This window comes from Celerinatantimonas diazotrophica (assembly GCF_004339545.1).
Taxonomy (GTDB): Bacteria; Pseudomonadota; Gammaproteobacteria; order Enterobacterales; family Celerinatantimonadaceae; genus Celerinatantimonas; species Celerinatantimonas diazotrophica.
Genome location: NZ_SMGD01000015.1, coordinates 105,293 through 122,166 on the forward strand (window position 1 = coordinate 105,293; position 16,874 = coordinate 122,166).

The following is a 16,874-nucleotide window of genomic DNA, read 5'->3' on the forward strand; positions in this document are numbered from 1 at the left end:
GATCTTTCTGACCTGGTTCGGGAATGTTGTGAGTTATGTATTTGTGAAGGTCTGCGTGGCTGTGGGTTGAATGAAAGGGAATAGTATTGCACCGGCAAAAATTATTATATAAAGATAAAACAACAAGCCCTGGGCCGTTCAAGTCCAGGGCTTTGTGTTTTGCTCTTTAATCATCCAGATTGGCGCGCAGTTTATTCTGCGAGCTAGCGATCATAATATCCCGCAGTTGAATGTTGGCCATATCTGAGTAACGAACAGCTTGTAATACTGAGCGATGGGTTTGTACAGAAACCACTTTAAATTTAGGTGACTGGGTTTGATTAAAAATAGGACCGCTTTGTGTGCCATTTTGTGAGAGCAGATATCGGGTTCGCATTAGACGAAATGAATCTCCCGTTTGCACGCCGTCGCGTTGCCCTAAGTTAATGATCAACTGATTGTTATCAATGCCGACGACGTTGGCTAGTGTTTGCTTACAGTACAAACTGACCTGAACATCCTGAATGGCTCGTTTCATAATGTAGTGTATCGCTTTGCCATATTTGGAGGTCCAGAATATGTCACTGTCAGGGTTCACTTTCATAGTAAAGTTGAAATCCCATTTTTGATTCGTACTATAGCTTTTGCTAAAGACGATATTGCTTTTAATTCCATCCACTACATACAAGGTCATGCGGAAACTGCGATGATGCTTGGTTTTGGTGATTCCAGTGAGCTGCGAAGTTGAGTCGGTAGTGTAATTCGATAAATCGTCGATTGTGCCAAACATGACATATTGCACATCATTTTGTGCCGATAGCGAACGGGCGACCTCGAGCATACTGCTTTGGTCGCGATAATCAGATAATGATGCAATCGGCGAGGTCATGAGCTGACGGGCATCAATACGGCGATTGCCTAATTGTAACTGTTGAAAAATTTGCTGTGACAAGGTTGCGCCTAACTGATAGATCCCCCCCAACTGTGCCTGTTGGCGACTGCGAATGGTAATGGGACCAATCATCATGGTTTTGGCGTAGTTGTCTTGATTGCATGTTTTCATCGGAAAAATATCCGCTCGAACAGTCACCGTGATTCTATCACTCGTGCGTTTTTCGCGGATGACCTGCATATCATGTATTTCACCGTTTGTTCGTACGGTCAATTTATCGCTGGCTAAAACGCCTGATTTAACGACCTGTACTGAGCGAATACTGGCGCCGCCTTTATACATGAGACCCAGTAGCGCATTTTGCACCGCTTCATGGCGAGCTTTATCAACTTCACCCTGTTTAATGGTGGCACTTCCTTGTCCTTGAAACCAGACTGCATGAGCCATCATCGGTACGGTCAATAGCGCTATAGTGATAGCAGATAGTTTCTTCTTCATGGTTAAAATGGCCATAAGCTTCCATTAAATAAGCGTGATAACCAACCTTGAGTTTGGGTATTTGCTTGATCGCCTGTTCCGCTAAACTCAATGCGTGCATCTGCCACCTGCGATGAGTCAACAGTATTCCCCTCTGTGACATCTTTAGGGCGAATAATTCCGGTTAAACGGATATATTCTTTACCGTTGTTAATGACCAACCATTTTTCACCTCGAACGACGAGATTGCCGTTATTGAGAACATCAATCACTGATACGGTGATTTTTCCGCTCAGAGTATGGCTTTGGGCAGAGTTGGCTTTACCGTCAAAATTCTGTGACTGCTTCATCCCGAGTTCAACAGTATTACCATTAACGGTGAGTTTCCCGCCAGGGACGGTAATTGGATCGAGATTGTAGTCATTGTTATGAGACATATCGGTGGTTGCCGATTTTTGAGCTGAAGCTGACTCAGTTAATACCACTGTGACCGTATCACCGACAGAGTAAGCAGGCTCATAACTATATAAACTGGTTGATGTCGACGGATTAAATGCCGAACCTGTTGGAATCACATGTTTCGGTTTAGGCGCTGGATCTACAGGGGCATAAAAAGGGTCATTCGGCACAGGTGAGTGATCATCGGTTGAAGTGGTGACCTGCCGCTGGCTATTGTCGACTTTCTTTTGCGCATTATCGGCTATTTTCTCACCGGTTTGCTGCGCGGTGGCACAGCCAGTGAGAATGATGGCCATGGATAAATAAAGCCAATATTTTCCCATTGTCGATTCCTATTACATCACGTCCGACCACACCTTTTTGTGGCGGAAAATTGTCGCTAGCGGATGTAATGCAGAATCTGTTCCATATATTGTTGTTTACGTTTTACACAACGTTTTAAAATTTCTTTTTGCTGTTTGTCAGAAGCTTTTTGCCAGCCAGTAATTTCATTTAGATGGCGAAAACATCCCATACAAATATCATCATGATTCAGCGTACAATGGCGAATACAAGGCGAGTGCATGAGATGTCTCCTTTTTGACTACTGCTAGTACCGTTTCGGCGTTACGACTCATCTAAAGAATAAGGTAGATGGGCCAATGTCAGGTGACTTTGCGGTTGACCTTCAAGGCGATATGACTGATCTGCTTCGCTGTCTTTTCGGACCACAGCCAGAACCTCGGTATAGCCGTCGTCCTGACGATAACTATTGATCACTGTGCCGCAGCGCCGCCAGTTACCATTCAGTGACATTTCAAGATCACAGCCATTTTCAATTTCTTGTGATGATTGACCGACAAAGCGCATCGTTGCCCGTTTATTGGTGCCACGATATTTCGCTCGTGCGACAATTTCTTGTCCAGTATAGCATCCCTTGGTAAAGCTAATGGCATTCAGTAGATGCAGATTGAGCGCCTGCGGGATAAATTCCTGACTCGTTCGCTCAGATAAACTAGGTAATCCGGCGGCAATATCGAGCCCTTGCCATAACTTATTCAAAGAGCCTTCATTGATCGAGAGTTGTTGCGCCTGTTCTGTGGAGATAATTAACAGATAGCGCATCGGCTGTCCGACATAGCTTAGGCAATAACCATTTTCTAAAAGACCACCTTGAGCCGCAATAGCGGCTCCAAAATGTTGCTCAATAAACCCTTTGGCTTGTTTCCCGATGACAGCGACTACGCAAAATTGTGCTTCAGGTTCAATGTTAACCTTTGAAAATACGCTATATTTCTTTAATTCGGGGAGTTGAACTGTCTCGGCTGATGTAGGCTGTAACATCCAAATCCATTCGCCTGCATTAATAAGACGAAGGATGGACCAGAGTTTACCTTTTGGATCACAGTGGCCTGATAACGTCTGAGCTCCGTGGGGCAGTCCCTGAATATCAGCTGTTAATTGTCCTTGCAAGTAAGTTTGTCGGTCTGCGCCACTGATACGAGTTAATGACCAATCAGTCAACGGACCAACGCGCAAATTTTCAAATGTTGATAATTTGTCTAATTCCACTTTTCTTGCTCCCAATTCATTGGTTTCATATGGGTCAATGTTATAGTGATGGTATATTGCTCAGCAGCGTTTGTCAGCCATTGTCTAGGAGCTTTTAGCTTTTCAGTTCTAGCGCATGTGAAGTTTAGCCGATTTTTGACGAAAGCCTTAAATCTGGCTTAGTGTGTTAAAAAAATATGACCGAACAGATGCCATTGAACAAACGTTGACCAATATTTTTTATAAGGAACATTCATGGATACTTCGTTAGAAAAATCCCGCTTGTTATGGGCTTGTCGCAGAGGCATGTTAGAGCTTGATGTTCTCCTGCAGCCGTATGTAGAGAACTGCTATGAACACCTTGCTAAAGAACAACAGCAGCTGTTTTGTCGGTTGTTAGAATGTGATGATCCAGATTTATTCAGTTGGTTTATGCGTCATCGCCAGTGTCCTGATGAACAATTAGGTAAGATGATTGATGCTATCTTGCGCTACAACAACACACATCGCCCTGCTTTATCCAAGTGATCACGTCAAGCGTCTCGGGGTTTGGCTAAGTCTGGGGTGGGCTTTAGGGCTCTATCTGTATCAGGCTAATTTGTGGCTATGGTTGGGGTGGAGCATCACCGCCGTTTTTGCTTATTGTTCCATAAAGTTGCCTGTGCCGCGCTATTTGGTGATTCGAGCGAATCAAATATGGATTGATCAACATTGTTATACGATTGATCCTCGATCGCGTGTAGGACTGGGATTTTGTTGGCTTTGTTTATGTGCAAACAACCGTCGACGTTCTCTTTTAGTATTTGCCGATATGTTGGATAAAATAAGTTATCGGCGTTTGTGTTTTTCATTATTGCGTGCTTGATACCCTAACTTGGTAAACTATTGTTAAATGATTGGAAGTCGTTGCTAATTTAGGTATGCTCGCAATTTTGATTTGGATGCAGCTAAAGGCTCGTTTTGGCAAATGTTTTTGAGGTTAGGTGAGCGGCTGTGTATCTTTACGGTATGTTTTGTTAAGAATCGTAAATTTTTTTAAATTTAATTTAATTAGAAGAGAACTTTCTTGAGCAATCGTAGTCATATTAAGTGTTCACGTTGGCAATTTGTTGTCGTGGCTGTTATTTGTGGGGATAGCCACGCGGAATGAAACAACATCAGTGGACAGATCAAACTCTTGTCGAACGGATCCAACAAGGCGATAAGCAGGCATTTAATTTGTTGGTTGGAAAATACCAACATAAAGTTGCCGGATTGGTTGCAAAGTATGTCAACAGTTCTGGTGATGTTGCCGATGTTACCCAAGAAGCTTTTATTAAAGCTTATCGGGCGTTGCCTAATTTTCGTGGTGAGAGTGCGTTCTACACTTGGTTGTATCGTATTGCCGTTAATACGGCTAAAAATTACATCGTGGCACAGGGAAGGCGTCCCCCAGCGAATGATATTGACGTAAATGACGCAGAATTTTATGACGGCGGGGAAGTGATGCATGAAAGCTCCACGCCAGAATCTGTGCTGCTTACAGATGAAATTCGTCAGGTTGTTTTTACCACAATTGAACAGTTACCTGATGAATTGCGAACAGCAATTACACTGCGTGAGATAGACGGAATGAGCTATGATGAAATTGCTCAAATTATGGAATGTCCTGTAGGGACCGTCAGATCACGTATTTTTCGAGCTCGAGAAGCGATTGATAAACAGATCCAGCCGTTAATGAGACGGTAACTGAAGGGAAATTTTATGGTCGATAAAGACGAACAACTCTCAGCACTGATCGACAGCGAGTTAAAGGATGAACATGCATTGCAATCGTTAGTATGTGATAGTCAAGGTTGCCAAAAGTGGCAACGCTATCATTTAGTGGGCGATATTATGCGTGGCGGTGATTTACCCAGTTCTCTTAATCTGGATCTTAGTGATAGTATTGCTAAAGCATTGGAGAAAGAAGCCAGTTATAATGCATTTGCCCCAGCAAATGATAGTGGTGTTGAACAAACAACTGAGTCGGTCAGCTGGCTTAAACAGTTGCCAGTCGCAAATTGGTTTAAAGGGGTTGGTCAATATGCGATTGCTGCATCAGTTGCTGTAATATCGATTTTAGGGGTGCAACATTATCAGCAGTCTTCGTCACAATCTGCTAATGGTAGTCAGCCTTTACAGGTATTGGATACGGTTCCGATTGGTGGCACGGTTGCCCCGGTTAGTTTAGAGACGCATTTTTCGAATAAGTTAACTCAGAAACAGTGGCTCGAACAACGTAAGGAAATTGCGGCTTTCTTGCAGGATCATCAACTGCAGCAACGTCAAGATAATTAGGTTATATGCATTATCGGATTTTTTTTGTATGCCTGTTGGCTTTGTTAAGTACACAGGTTATTGCTTCTCCAAACTTAGGAGAAAAATCACCTGCTAAGCTTTATTCTCATGAACCGTCTATCCCTTCGCGTCAGTCATCATCTTCGGCCAGTCAGACATCTGACAAAAGCAATCCTAAAACACTTTTAAGCCAGTTTCAAAAAGCATATCACCATGATAATTATGAGCTTTCATATATTCGGGTACGTCAAGGCAGCATTGAGCCAATGCGCCTATTTCACGGTGTGATCCATGGGGTTGAAGTGGTTCACCGTATTCATCTGAATGGTCCAGTGCGGGAAACGGTTCGTCGAGGCGATCAAGTTGCGCATTATACTTTTGGTCATTCGGCTTATTCGGTGAAGGCTTCGCGGATGTCAGGGATGATGGATACATTGGGTGATATTTCGTTATCCCATTTGATGGCTAATTATGATTTAGTGGTTTCAGGAAAAGGTCGCGTCGCAGGACGAGTGACACAGGTCATTCGAATTATTCCTAAGCATGACCGATTATATGGTTTATATTTGTGGCTGGATGAAACGAGCCATCTTCCTCTTCGAATCGATATTGTTGACCGTCATGGAAACCTAGTTGAGCAGCAGATGGCTTTGGATTTAGTCTTATTTGCCAAGCCAACCCGGTGGATGGAAAAACTGTCATCGATTGATTTACCCGCGATATCCGATCCGGAGTCGACGAATAAGCCCAGTGATGTCAAATGGCATGTAGGTTGGATGCCAATGGGGATGCATATTGTTAGTCAAAATCAACATGTTCTGCCCATTACCAAACAGCATGTTAATTATTTGAAACTGAGTGATGGTTTATTTGATGTGTCGGTCTATGCGTATCCGGCGGGCGGTAATCAAATATTGCAGGGAGAAATTGTTCGTCAAGGAGCCACTTCTTTACATTCGGTCGTCAATGATGGGATGGAAGTGACTGTTGTCGGAGAAGTTCCTCCACAAACGGCTACTTTAATTGCGCAATCTGTTACACTGTCGTCCTCCAAGACGGGGAATAATGCGCAGGAGGTAAGCCATGACTGATGTCGATAATATGGTCACTGAAACGGCTCTGGTTGTTGATGTCGAAAAAGATTATGCATGGGTTGAATGTGTTAGCCGCAGTGCGTGTGGCCAGTGTCATGCTGCCGATAGTTGCGGCAACTCTGCGGTTGCTAAAGCGTTTGCCCCTAAAACGCATCGGTTTAAAGTTCGTTTGAAACACCCCGTGATACCGGGGCAACGGATTGAAATTGGTTTGCCTGCGCAAAGTTTGGTTCGTAGTGCAATGCTGGTGTATCTGTTACCACTGGTGACTATGGTGATCGGCGTTATACTTGCAGCGGTATTTTTTGGCAGTAGTAATAATATTGTACTGGTTGGCTGTATTATCGGGGTGTTAATCGGTTTTTTGCTGGCCCGATTGGGGGCGAAACGATTAAGTCGCCATCGTGAATATGAACCGGTCATGTTATCAATTAGCCAGTAAATTTGCGCATTAATAGCCTTAATCAAACAAATCGAGTAAAATTCTCCGCCTTAAGTACATTCCTTTAACGTTGAGCGAAAGCCTGTATTCCATGAAGCATATTCGTAACTTTTCTATTATTGCCCATATCGACCATGGTAAGTCGACTCTGTCTGATCGTTTAATTCAACATTGCGGGGGGTTAACTGATCGTGAAATGGCTGAGCAGGTGCTTGATTCAATGGATCTTGAGCGTGAACGCGGGATCACTATTAAAGCGCAGAGCGTCACTTTAGATTATACCGCGCGTGATGGTGAGACTTATCAGTTGAATTTCATTGATACTCCGGGACATGTCGATTTTTCCTATGAAGTTTCTCGTTCACTAGCTGCCTGTGAAGGGGCGTTGCTGGTGGTCGATGCCGCTCAGGGCGTTGAAGCCCAAACGCTAGCAAACTGCTATACCGCCATCGATATGGATTTGGAAGTCATTCCAGTACTCAATAAAATTGACCTGCCTCAGGCCGATCCTGATCGCGTTGCTCACGAAATTGAAGATATTGTGGGTATTGATGCGCTCAATGCAACCCATTGTTCAGCGAAAACCGGGATTGGGATTGAAGATGTTTTAGAAGCGATTGTGACTCAAATTCCGCCCCCAGAAGGGGATTCGGAACAACCGCTACAAGCATTGATCGTCGATTCGTGGTTTGACAACTATCAGGGTGTGGTCTCACTGGTTCGGGTTAAAAATGGGGTGATTCGTGCTGGCGACAAAATGAAAGTAATGTCTACGGGCGTCTCGCATGTGGTCGATAAAGTTGGTATTTTCACACCGAAGCCAAAAGAGACCGGGGTACTTCACGCCGGGGAAGTTGGATTTGTGATTGCCGGTATTAAAGAGATCCACGGTGCACCTGTGGGCGATACCTTGACCATTACTAAGAACCCTACAGAAAAACCACTGCCTGGTTTTAAAAAAGTGAAGCCGCAAGTTTATGCTGGGCTATTCCCGGTTAGCTCGGATGATTATGAAGCGTTTCGCGATGCTTTGGGTAAATTAAGCCTGAACGATTCATCGTTGTTTTATGAACCTGAAACATCGGCCGCTCTGGGCTTTGGTTTCCGGTGTGGCTTTTTGGGCATGTTGCACATGGAGATTATTCAAGAACGCTTAGAGCGTGAATATGATCTTGATTTGATTACAACTGCTCCGACCGTCGTCTATGAGATTTTGCTGACTAATCAGAAAATTGAACATGTGGATAGTCCTGCTAAGTTGCCTCCGATCAATGATATCGAAGAGCTACGGGAACCTATTTCTGAAGTGAATATTCTGGTTCCGAAAGAATATTTAGGAAATGTTATCACGTTGTGTGTTGAAAAACGTGGTATGCAAACCAACATGGTTTACCATGGTAACCAGGTGGCGCTGAGCTATGAAATTCCTATGGCTGAGGTCGTCTTGGACTTTTTTGATCGACTCAAATCCACCAGCCGCGGATATGCTTCGCTTGATTATAACTTTAAGCGTTTTGAAGCTTCCGATATGGTCCGAGTTGATATTTTAATTAACGGTGATCGAGTGGATGCACTAGCTTTGATTACCCATCGCGATCAGGCTGCTTTTCGAGGTCGCGGGGTTGTTGAAAAAATGAAAGAGTTAATTCCCCGGCAGATGTTTGATATTGCTATTCAGGCGGCTATCGGTAACCATATTATCGCTCGCAGTACGGTCAAACAGCTGCGGAAAAATGTCCTGGCTAAATGTTATGGTGGGGATGTCAGTCGTAAGAAAAAACTACTGGCGAAACAAAAAGAAGGTAAAAAACGTATGAAACAAGTGGGCAATGTGGAAGTTCCTCAAGAAGCTTTCCTTGCCGTATTGCATATCGGTAAGGATTAATTCATGGCGGCTTATTTTTCGACTGTTTTAGTTATTGTTACATTGCTCACTGGGATTGTTTGGGCTTTAGATCGTTGGGTTTTTCGTAAGCAGCGTCAAGCAAAGTTGCGCATTGCTCAAGACTCTGCACAGGGCGAACTGCCTGAAGAGGTTAGGGACGAAATTTTAAAAGAGCCAGGCTGGATTGAAAACTGTAAATCAGTTTTTCCAGTGATATTGGTAGTGTTGTTGCTGCGTTCGTTTTTATATGAACCGTTTCAAATTCCTTCTGGGTCAATGAAGCCAACGTTATTAGTTGGTGATTTTATTCTGGTCGAAAAATTTGCCTACGGTTTAAAAGATCCGATTTTTAACGATACGTTAATTCCAACCGGTAAGCCCAAGCGTGGCGATATTGTTGTGTTTAAATATCCGCGCAATACGAAGCTTGACTACATTAAACGTGTAGTGGGTCTGCCGGGCGATACAGTTATTTATAAAGATAAACAACTGACGATTATTCCTAAATGTAATCAAGATAAATGTCCGGCACCGATTAAGGTGACTCGTAAGCTGATTGCGAAAGGTCAGTTCCATGAGTTGGGATATCCTCTAAATACCTATCGAGAGCAATTGGGTAAGGTTTCACATCTTATCTTGATTAACCCGTATTTAAGGGATAATCCGAGTACATATTTCCAGCAAAGTGGTACGCCTTCCACTGAATTTATTGTGCCGAATGGTGAATATTTTGTGATGGGCGATAATCGTGATAATAGTGACGATAGTCGCTATTGGGGATTCGTGCCGTCCCATAATCTGGTAGGGCGGGCAGTTGCGATTTGGATCAGTTTTGAATTTAATCACTCGGCGAACTCTTGGTTGCCAAGTTGGATACCAACCGGTGTTCGCTTCAATCGGATTGGAGCCATTCATTAATGGTGGATGATAAAGGCCGACTACAACGGTCATTAGGATATACATTTAAAAATAAACAGTTATTGGAGCAGGCACTGACACATCGTAGTGCCAACTCAGTTCATAATGAACGTTTAGAATTTCTAGGTGATGCCATCTTGAGTTGGGTCATTGCAGATGCACTGTATCTGCAATTTCCCAAATCACCTGAAGGTGATTTGTCCCGGATGCGGGCCACATTGGTTAAGGGCAAAACATTAGCGGAATTTGGACGCGAATTTCAGTTAGGTGATTATCTACGGTTGGGCCCTGGTGAACTTAAAAGTGGCGGGTATCGGCGTGAATCAATTTTAGCAGATGCGGTTGAAGCGCTGATCGGGGCTATCTATTTAGACAGCGGAACCGATGTCATTCAGCCGTTGCTGCTAAAATGGTATGAAAGTCGACTCTCTACGATAAAGCCGGGTAACGATCAGAAGGATCCGAAAACTCGATTGCAAGAATATTTGCAAGGACAAAAAAAAGCATTGCCGGAATATGAGGTCGTCGAAGTCAGTGGCGAAGCGCATAACCAGCAGTTTACGGTAAGTTGCACGACAGAATTAACAGAGTCTGCTATTGAAGGCAAAGGCACCAGTCGGCGAAAGGCCGAGCAAGATGCCGCCCAACGCATACTCAAGGAGTTTGATGCATGAGTGAAGTGCCAGAATATGGAACTCACTGTGGTTTTGTTGCTATCGTTGGTCGCCCTAATGTGGGGAAATCAACTTTATTGAATCAGTTATTGGGGCAGAAAGTAAGTATCACTTCGAAAAAGCCGCAGACCACTCGCCATCGGATCTTAGGGATCCATACTGAAGGGGAATATCAAACCATTTATATTGATACTCCCGGGCTTCATATTGAAGAAAAACGGGCGATTAACCGGTTGATGAATCGGTCTGCGAGCAGTTCGTTATCTGATGTTGCCATGGTGATTTTTGTTGTGGACGGAACGCGTTGGAATGCTGACGATGATATGGTTCTCAATAAGTTGCGCAATATCAAAGCTCCGATTATTCTAGCTGTGAATAAAATCGATAATATTGGCGAAAAAGATGAAGTGCTTTTGCCACATCTTAAAGTGTTATCTAGCAAATATGATTTCACACAGATCGTGCCAATTAGTGCCAAGCATGGCACGAATGTCGATAAACTCATGGAGTGGGCGAAGCAGTCGCTGCCTGATAATGTTTTCTTTTTCCCAGAAGATTACATTACCGATCGCTCATCACGGTTTATGGCCCAAGAAATTATCCGTGAAAAACTGATGCGTTTTACCGGCCAGGAATTACCTTATTCAACCACTGTTGAAATAGAACAGTTTCGGATGCAGGAAAATGGCGTTTATCAGATTAATGCGCTTATTTTAGTTGAACGGGCTGGACAGAAGAAAATGATCATTGGGAGTAAAGGGGAAAAACTGAAAACCATTGGTCGAGAAGCTCGTGTCGATATGGAAAAACTCTTTGAAAACAAAGTGTTTTTAGAGATTTGGGTGAAAGTAAAATCTGGCTGGGCTGATGATGAACGAGCCCTGCGTAGTTTAGGTTACGGAGACGAACCGCTCTAAGACTATGGATCTCACTGACGCATTTGTGTTGCATCGGCGCCCTTATCGAGAGAATAGTGCTTTGGTGCAATTTTTCAGTTGGCGTTATGGCAAGGTCAGTGCGGTGGCCCGGATCACCAAAGATAGTCGTGGGCTTTTACAGCCCTTTATGCCACTGCGTTTATGTTTTAAAGGACGTGGTGGCTTAAAAAACGCGAGCCAGGTGGAATCTGATTCTCTGGCGATTCCTCTTTTTGGCGATGCGTTATATAGCGGTTTTTATCTAAACGAATTACTTTATTATCTGCTTTCTGATGAAGAACCTGTTCCCGTCATTTACACCGCGTATCAGCAAGCGTTGGTTAGTCTAGCAACTGCTCAAATGTCATTAGCTGCAGTGCTAAGGCCATTTGAACTGACTTTGTTAACCCAGTTAGGTTACGGGATCCCGAATGGACAATCCATTGAGGATGACCGCCATTATCAGTTTGTCAGCGGAGAAGGCTTTATTGTGAGTGAAGCGAGTCCGCAAAGTATTTATGGCGCAGACCTTAAACGTTTGGAACATCTTGAGCGTGCAGATCCAGTTTTGTTGCAGCAGGCTAAGCGATTATTCAGACAATTGATCGATGAATTGCTCGGTGGTCGAGTATTACGCAGTCGGGAGTTATTGGTGCAGCATCATTTAAGTAAACGTCAGAGTTAATCTTATCTGCTGAGGGAACCCTCGCATAGCAATCTACTATTTTCAGGAGTATGTATGGCCATCGTGGGACTGGGGAGCGACATCGTACAGATCGACCGCTTAAACGAGACGCTGCAGCCTCGTTTGGCGAAACGAATTCTAACCGAATCTGAATATACTCAGTGGTTGGAATCTTCTCGTCCTGGAGCCTTCTTGGCCAAGCGGTTTGCAGCCAAAGAAGCAGCGGCTAAAGCACTGGGCACAGGGATTGCGAAAGGGGTTAGTTTTCAGGATTTTATTGTTGAGAACGACGCATTAGGTAAACCTCATTTAAACGTTCAAGGTAGAGCGGAGCAGCTTTCGGTAGCCCTTGGGGTGAGTCGCTGGTTTTTATCAATCAGTGATGAACGTGATTATGCAATGGCAGTGGTGCTTTGCGAAAGTTAAAAAATCTAGTTAGCATATATTGTAATAATTGAGCCTCTTTATGAGGCTTTTTTATTTTGGGCATGCCTAGTATAAATGAAGAATGTCTCAAGTGTCCATTTCGGAGCCAATTTAAGGAGTTATCATGGGCTTAAGCAGTGCTCAGTCTCATTCGCATACAAAGGTTGTGCTATCTCTATTAGTACTGGCGCTTGGTACTTTTATGTTGGGACTAACGGAATTCTCAATGATGCCGATGTTGCCGTTAGTTGCTCAAAGTTTTGATGTCGCCACTGGTCGAGCCGGAGAGGCGATTAGCGCCTATGCTTTAGGAGTTGTAGTTGGCGCACCATTGTTGATGATTTTAACGACCAAGCTTAAGCGGCGTACGGCTTTGGTTTTATACGCATTCCTGATTTTTTTATTTAATGGCTTAAGTGCATACTCACAGTCGTTTTCTCAATTGATTTTGTTTCGATTTCTCAGTGGGATACCGCACGGTGCTTATTTTGGCACGGCATTATTGTTTGGTGCTAAGCTGGCGCCCGAAGGTCGCAATACGTTGTTTATGTCGCGAGTTTTCTTTGGCTTAACGATTGCCACGATTATAGGTGTTCCGGTTGCAACACTCATCGCACAACTTTTAAGCTGGCGCTTGTGTTTGATAGTCGTTGCGCTGATTGCGTTTATCTGTTGTGGATTATTACGCCAAGTCTTACCTGATATCCAGGTTTCTCAAGGTTCACTTCGCCAAGAGTTAGCGGTGCTCAAAGATCCCTTGATTTGGCCTATTGTTGGGATTGTGGTGGTTGGTTTTGGCGGCGTTTTTTGTATTTATACGTACCTTGCTAATACCATTTTAAACGTGACTCATATCTCTGGATATTTTATCTCAATCGCTATGGTGTTATTTGGTATTGGGTCAACTGCTGGGAACTGGCTTTTGGGTAAGCCTCATGACCGTTTTGCCGAGCGGGTCACAGGGGGCGCTTTGGTTTATAGTGTCCTCGTGGCTTTGGCCTATGTTAAGGCTGCACAGTACCCCATTTTGCTCTTTGCGGTTGTCTTTCTGCTAGGAGCTTGTTTGGGGTTAACCACTGTGATTCAGTCGATGTTGATGCAAGTGGCAAAAGGGGGCCATGAAGTGATTGGTGCACTATTACAGTGTGCCTTTAATACCGCCAATGCCATTGGCCCCATCGTGGGGAGTGTGGTTTTTAGCTACCATCACCCAGCGAATCAGACCGGTTATATTGCAGCATTGTTATTTGCCGGTGGGTTGCTGATGTGGTGGCTCAGTGGCATCCAGCGTCGCCACTATGCCTATAAATAATTGGAATGGCTAATTTGTCGATGGGGTTGGCACGGTTTCACTGATCGTTGCCAAAGCCTGACACGCATCGATGAGCTCAAATAACTCTGGTTCTATATCAGCAATGGGCTGACCTTGTAGCAGTGCTGTTTCTAGCTGTTCGGTTAGTTTTTCCAATGCTCTGGCACCAGTATAAGCAACGCCGCCATGGAATTTATGGATCACCTGACGTAACTGGGCCTCTTCCATCTGTCCGTTGAGCGCTTTTTCTATCTCATCGGGTAGCTGCAGGGCCGAGGCCTTGAGCATTTGTAGCATTTCTTTGGCCAAATCGGGTTTATTGGCAGAACGTTTAAGCGCTAGCTTCCAATCATAGCCATCATGATTAGATGACTCTTCTTTTGTCGTCTCTGTTGGTGGTGAGAGACGCTCAACTGGTTGATGAATGGAGCCGATTACGGTGGGACAGCAGCGATGAATCACTGCGATTAGTTCATCTTCATCAACGGGTTTGGAAAGATAATCATCTAGCTTTTCATTGAGTAAGCGCTGGCGATCTCCTGCGCTTGCATGCGCGGTGACCGCTACAATGGGGGTTGAAAAATCGGGATAATGTTCTCGAATAGCCGCGGTGGTTTGAATACCGTCCATTCCTGGCATCTGAATATCCATTAAGATCAGATCGTAATGGTGCTGTTGCAGTTGTTCCAGCGCCTGTTGTCCACTTTGGCAACAATCAACAGCGGTTACTCGGTGTGCCAAAATAGTCGCGATCAGTTTCAGGTTGGCCGGATTATCATCGACAGCTAATATCCGAATCGGATAATGGCTTGGCATTGGATGTGGGTCAAGCAATGGCAGTTGTGACTCTTTGAGCGGGGTGTGATCGACCAGTTGTGCCGCTAATTTACGATATTGCAGTGGTTTAACCAAACAATGGGTTGCGCCAGCATAAATTAATTGGCGGATGGATTCAGAATCATGAGCAACGACTGCAATCAGCAAGTTATCAGTGAGCTGGCTAAAGCGTTGAACTTCTTCTAATAACTCTTGAGTGGATTGTTCTGCTGTCATGCCCAGCAGCACATTAGGCTTATTCCCCCGAATATGGCATAACTCATTTAACATGACTGAACTTGAATCAAAGCTAACCAGACGAAAGCCGAGACGTTGCGCTGTATGTTCAAGGCTCAAACGGGTCGCGGACATTGGCTCATAGACAAAGAGAGTTTGTTGGCTCAATTTTTCCATTGGCAGTGGATCGCCCAAAGCAATATCTGCGACTTCACACTCGATTGTAAATGTAAAGCTCGACCCTTGACCCGGAGTCGATTCAAGCTGGATATCCCCGCCCATCTGTTGCACCAATTTACGGGTAATCACAAGCCCTAGACCCGTGCCACCATAGTGGCGACTGATGCTCGCATCGGCTTGGCGAAAGGCCTGAAATAGTTGTTCTTGTTGCTCTTGAGCGATGCCAATCCCACTATCTTGAATGGTAACTTCGAGTATAAATGGCGTATTCGCTACTTGTTTTCGAGCATTGACGTAGATAACAACATATCCTTGGGATGTGAATTTAAGGGCATTGCCAATGAGGTTAGTTAGTACTTGCTGATAGCGTAGAGGGTCTCCATAAATGCCGGTTGGAACATCAGGTGCCACATCGAGCACCAGCTCAAGATTTTTCCCAGAGGCTGAGTGCGCGAGTAGGGTAACGACTTCTTCAGTGGTATCCACTAAATGAAAGGCAATTCGTTCTAAGTTCAGTTGACCGGCTTCAAGCTTCGAAAAATCGAGGATATCATTGATAATCGACAGTAGATTCGTTGCCGAGTTTTCGATCGTTTGCAGGAAGTCGCGTTGTTCAGTATTTAATGGCGTTTTCTGCAATTGGCGGGCAAAACCAAGTACCCCATTAAGAGGCGTGCGGAGCTCGTGGCTCATATTTGCCAGAAACTCTGATTTGACTTTAGCAGCCTGCTGGGCCTCACGTTTAGCCATGTCTAAGTCAATATTTTGAATTTCTATCTGTTCTAAGGTTTCGCGCAGATCGCTGGTCGCCTGTTCAATGCTCTGGTGCATCTCTTCGTGATATTCTGCCAGCGATTTAGCCATGGCATTAATGCCCGTTTTCAGCATTTCTAGTTCACCTGGGTATTCATCGTTGGGGAGTCGGGTGTCTAATCGACCCTGGCGAATGCTGTCGACAACCTCGACCATCTTGGCGATAGGACGTGTCGCATTACGAACTAATTGATAAGCAAATAGCATACTTAAAATAATGCCAAGACAGACAATAAAGATAGCGATTGTCGTATCGCGAAACTGTAACAGGATGGCGCGTTCTTTATCGAGTCGTAACGCGATATAACCTAACAGTTCAGGTTGACCACTGGTATAGCGGCTAAAGCTGTCTTCACTATCCGCCCAAATTGGTGCCCGAACGATGATATAATCAGGTTTTTCAATTACTTGTGTTGAAGTTGGTAATGGCTTACCAGCAGGGACTTGCAATAATCCCAACGAGCGATGGTAACTGCCCGTGACAAACAACTGGTTATTGGCGGTAAAAACGGCAATGCTGTGAATTTGTGTGGATTGCTTACGCCGATTGATATTAATGACTTCTTTCACTCGTTCACGGCTGTTTCTTGCAAGACCAAATTCACTAGCAATTGCCAACGGCTCAATGGCATCGATGCCTTGTTGAATTGCAAAGTGTTGTAATTGCTGGTTGCGATTGTAAATAAAATAAGTCGCTAGCAATACGCCAATCAAAAGAGTTGGTAAAATAGTAAGCGTGTAAACGCGTGCGCGTAATCCGTATTTGGTCATAAGATTTTGAACGATACGATAAGTCAGTAAGCCGCTTGGCTATGATGA

Annotated in this window: 17 protein-coding genes; 12 read left to right on the forward strand and 5 right to left on the reverse strand. The window is 44.3% G+C overall.

Annotated elements, in window-relative coordinates:
- Nucleotides 1-166 precede the first annotated feature (166 nt).
- From EV690_RS13825 to ygfZ, 4 genes are read right to left on the reverse strand one after another with little or no spacing between them, the layout of a single operon-like run.
- The gene (locus EV690_RS13825) at nt 167-1,384 is read right to left on the reverse strand and encodes a flagellar assembly protein T N-terminal domain-containing protein (protein ID WP_131913599.1); all 1,218 of its coding nucleotides are present in this window, start codon (nt 1,382-1,384) and stop codon (nt 167-169) included.
- Nucleotides 1,372-2,130 (reverse strand): flagellar basal body L-ring protein FlgH, encoded by a 759-nt coding sequence (locus tag EV690_RS13830; protein WP_131913600.1) that lies wholly within the window; start codon nt 2,128-2,130, stop codon nt 1,372-1,374. The genes EV690_RS13825 and EV690_RS13830 overlap by 13 nt, the downstream gene beginning before the upstream one ends.
- Nucleotides 2,131-2,186: 56 nt before the next feature.
- On the reverse strand, nt 2,187-2,372 hold the full coding sequence (locus tag EV690_RS13835; protein ID WP_131913601.1) for a DUF1289 domain-containing protein: 186 nt from the start codon (nt 2,370-2,372) through the stop codon (nt 2,187-2,189).
- A gap of 41 nt (nt 2,373-2,413) precedes the next feature.
- Nucleotides 2,414-3,358: a tRNA-modifying protein YgfZ gene (gene ygfZ, locus EV690_RS13840; protein ID WP_165872767.1), complete on the reverse strand. Its 945-nt coding sequence runs from the start codon at nt 3,356-3,358 to the stop codon at nt 2,414-2,416.
- 234 nt (nt 3,359-3,592) lie between these two features.
- Here ygfZ and EV690_RS13845 point away from each other — a divergent pair, with 234 nt between their 5' ends.
- The 12 genes from EV690_RS13845 (at nt 3,593) to EV690_RS13905 (ending at nt 14,009) form a co-directional block, all read left to right on the forward strand.
- On the forward strand, nt 3,593-3,865 hold the full coding sequence (locus EV690_RS13845) for an FAD assembly factor SdhE (RefSeq protein ID WP_131913603.1): 273 nt from the start codon (nt 3,593-3,595) through the stop codon (nt 3,863-3,865).
- A 618-nt stretch (nt 3,866-4,483) separates the two neighbouring features.
- On the forward strand, nt 4,484-5,065 hold the full coding sequence (rpoE, locus tag EV690_RS13855) for an RNA polymerase sigma factor RpoE (RefSeq protein WP_131913605.1): 582 nt from the start codon (nt 4,484-4,486) through the stop codon (nt 5,063-5,065).
- Between the two features lie 15 nt (nt 5,066-5,080).
- Nucleotides 5,081-5,656 carry a sigma-E factor negative regulatory protein gene (locus EV690_RS13860; protein WP_131913606.1) on the forward strand — a complete coding sequence of 192 codons (576 nt, stop codon included), beginning with the start codon at nt 5,081-5,083 and terminating at the stop codon, nt 5,654-5,656.
- A 5-nt stretch (nt 5,657-5,661) separates the two neighbouring features.
- Nucleotides 5,662-6,747, forward strand: a complete 1,086-nt coding sequence (locus EV690_RS13865; RefSeq protein ID WP_131913607.1) for a MucB/RseB C-terminal domain-containing protein — start codon at nt 5,662-5,664, stop codon at nt 6,745-6,747.
- On the forward strand, nt 6,740-7,192 hold the full coding sequence (locus EV690_RS13870; RefSeq protein WP_131913608.1) for a SoxR reducing system RseC family protein: 453 nt from the start codon (nt 6,740-6,742) through the stop codon (nt 7,190-7,192). The genes EV690_RS13865 and EV690_RS13870 overlap by 8 nt, the downstream gene beginning before the upstream one ends.
- 91 nt (nt 7,193-7,283) lie before the next feature.
- Nucleotides 7,284-9,077, forward strand: a complete 1,794-nt coding sequence (gene lepA / locus EV690_RS13875; RefSeq protein ID WP_131913609.1) for a translation elongation factor 4 — start codon at nt 7,284-7,286, stop codon at nt 9,075-9,077.
- Nucleotides 9,078-9,080: 3 nt separating this feature from the next.
- Nucleotides 9,081-9,995 (forward strand): signal peptidase I, encoded by a 915-nt coding sequence (lepB, locus tag EV690_RS13880; protein ID WP_131913610.1) that lies wholly within the window; start codon nt 9,081-9,083, stop codon nt 9,993-9,995.
- Nucleotides 9,995-10,669 carry a ribonuclease III gene (rnc, locus tag EV690_RS13885; RefSeq protein WP_131913611.1) on the forward strand — a complete coding sequence of 225 codons (675 nt, stop codon included), beginning with the start codon at nt 9,995-9,997 and terminating at the stop codon, nt 10,667-10,669. The genes lepB and rnc overlap by 1 nt, the downstream gene beginning before the upstream one ends.
- Nucleotides 10,666-11,586: a GTPase Era gene (era, locus tag EV690_RS13890; protein ID WP_131913612.1), complete on the forward strand. Its 921-nt coding sequence runs from the start codon at nt 10,666-10,668 to the stop codon at nt 11,584-11,586. Before rnc ends, era begins: the two co-directional genes overlap by 4 nt.
- A gap of 4 nt (nt 11,587-11,590) precedes the next feature.
- On the forward strand, nt 11,591-12,271 hold the full coding sequence (gene recO, locus EV690_RS13895) for a DNA repair protein RecO (protein WP_131913613.1): 681 nt from the start codon (nt 11,591-11,593) through the stop codon (nt 12,269-12,271).
- A 54-nt stretch (nt 12,272-12,325) separates the two neighbouring features.
- Nucleotides 12,326-12,697 carry a holo-ACP synthase gene (gene acpS / locus EV690_RS13900; RefSeq protein WP_131913614.1) on the forward strand — a complete coding sequence of 124 codons (372 nt, stop codon included), beginning with the start codon at nt 12,326-12,328 and terminating at the stop codon, nt 12,695-12,697.
- Nucleotides 12,698-12,821: 124 nt separating this feature from the next.
- Nucleotides 12,822-14,009, forward strand: coding sequence for an MFS transporter (locus EV690_RS13905; protein ID WP_131913615.1), 1,188 nt, complete (start codon nt 12,822-12,824; stop codon nt 14,007-14,009).
- A gap of 9 nt (nt 14,010-14,018) precedes the next feature.
- Here EV690_RS13905 and barA read toward each other — a convergent pair whose 3' ends face one another.
- Entirely contained in the window at nt 14,019-16,826 is a 2,808-nt protein-coding gene (gene barA, locus EV690_RS13910) for a two-component sensor histidine kinase BarA (RefSeq protein WP_131913616.1), read from the reverse strand.
- Between the last annotated feature and the right edge of the window lie 48 nt (nt 16,827-16,874).

Bases quoted from the DNA above. Each gene is read 5' to 3' on its own strand.
- EV690_RS13825 (WP_131913599.1), bottom strand. From the start codon at position 1,384: ATGGCCATTTTAACCATGAAGAAGAAACTATCTGCTATCACTATAGCG.
- EV690_RS13830 (WP_131913600.1), bottom strand. From the start codon at position 2,130: ATGGGAAAATATTGGCTTTATTTATCCATGGCCATCATTCTCACTGGC.
- EV690_RS13835 (WP_131913601.1), bottom strand. From the start codon at position 2,372: ATGCACTCGCCTTGTATTCGCCATTGTACGCTGAATCATGATGATATT.
- EV690_RS13845 (WP_131913603.1), top strand. From the start codon at position 3,593: ATGGATACTTCGTTAGAAAAATCCCGCTTGTTATGGGCTTGTCGCAGA.
- rpoE (WP_131913605.1), top strand. From the start codon at position 4,484: ATGAAACAACATCAGTGGACAGATCAAACTCTTGTCGAACGGATCCAA.
- EV690_RS13860 (WP_131913606.1), top strand. From the start codon at position 5,081: ATGGTCGATAAAGACGAACAACTCTCAGCACTGATCGACAGCGAGTTA.
- EV690_RS13865 (WP_131913607.1), top strand. From the start codon at position 5,662: ATGCATTATCGGATTTTTTTTGTATGCCTGTTGGCTTTGTTAAGTACA.
- EV690_RS13870 (WP_131913608.1), top strand. From the start codon at position 6,740: ATGACTGATGTCGATAATATGGTCACTGAAACGGCTCTGGTTGTTGAT.
- lepA (WP_131913609.1), top strand. From the start codon at position 7,284: ATGAAGCATATTCGTAACTTTTCTATTATTGCCCATATCGACCATGGT.
- lepB (WP_131913610.1), top strand. From the start codon at position 9,081: ATGGCGGCTTATTTTTCGACTGTTTTAGTTATTGTTACATTGCTCACT.
- rnc (WP_131913611.1), top strand. From the start codon at position 9,995: ATGGTGGATGATAAAGGCCGACTACAACGGTCATTAGGATATACATTT.
- era (WP_131913612.1), top strand. From the start codon at position 10,666: ATGAGTGAAGTGCCAGAATATGGAACTCACTGTGGTTTTGTTGCTATC.
- recO (WP_131913613.1), top strand. From the start codon at position 11,591: ATGGATCTCACTGACGCATTTGTGTTGCATCGGCGCCCTTATCGAGAG.
- acpS (WP_131913614.1), top strand. From the start codon at position 12,326: ATGGCCATCGTGGGACTGGGGAGCGACATCGTACAGATCGACCGCTTA.
- EV690_RS13905 (WP_131913615.1), top strand. From the start codon at position 12,822: ATGGGCTTAAGCAGTGCTCAGTCTCATTCGCATACAAAGGTTGTGCTA.
- barA (WP_131913616.1), bottom strand. From the start codon at position 16,826: ATGACCAAATACGGATTACGCGCACGCGTTTACACGCTTACTATTTTA.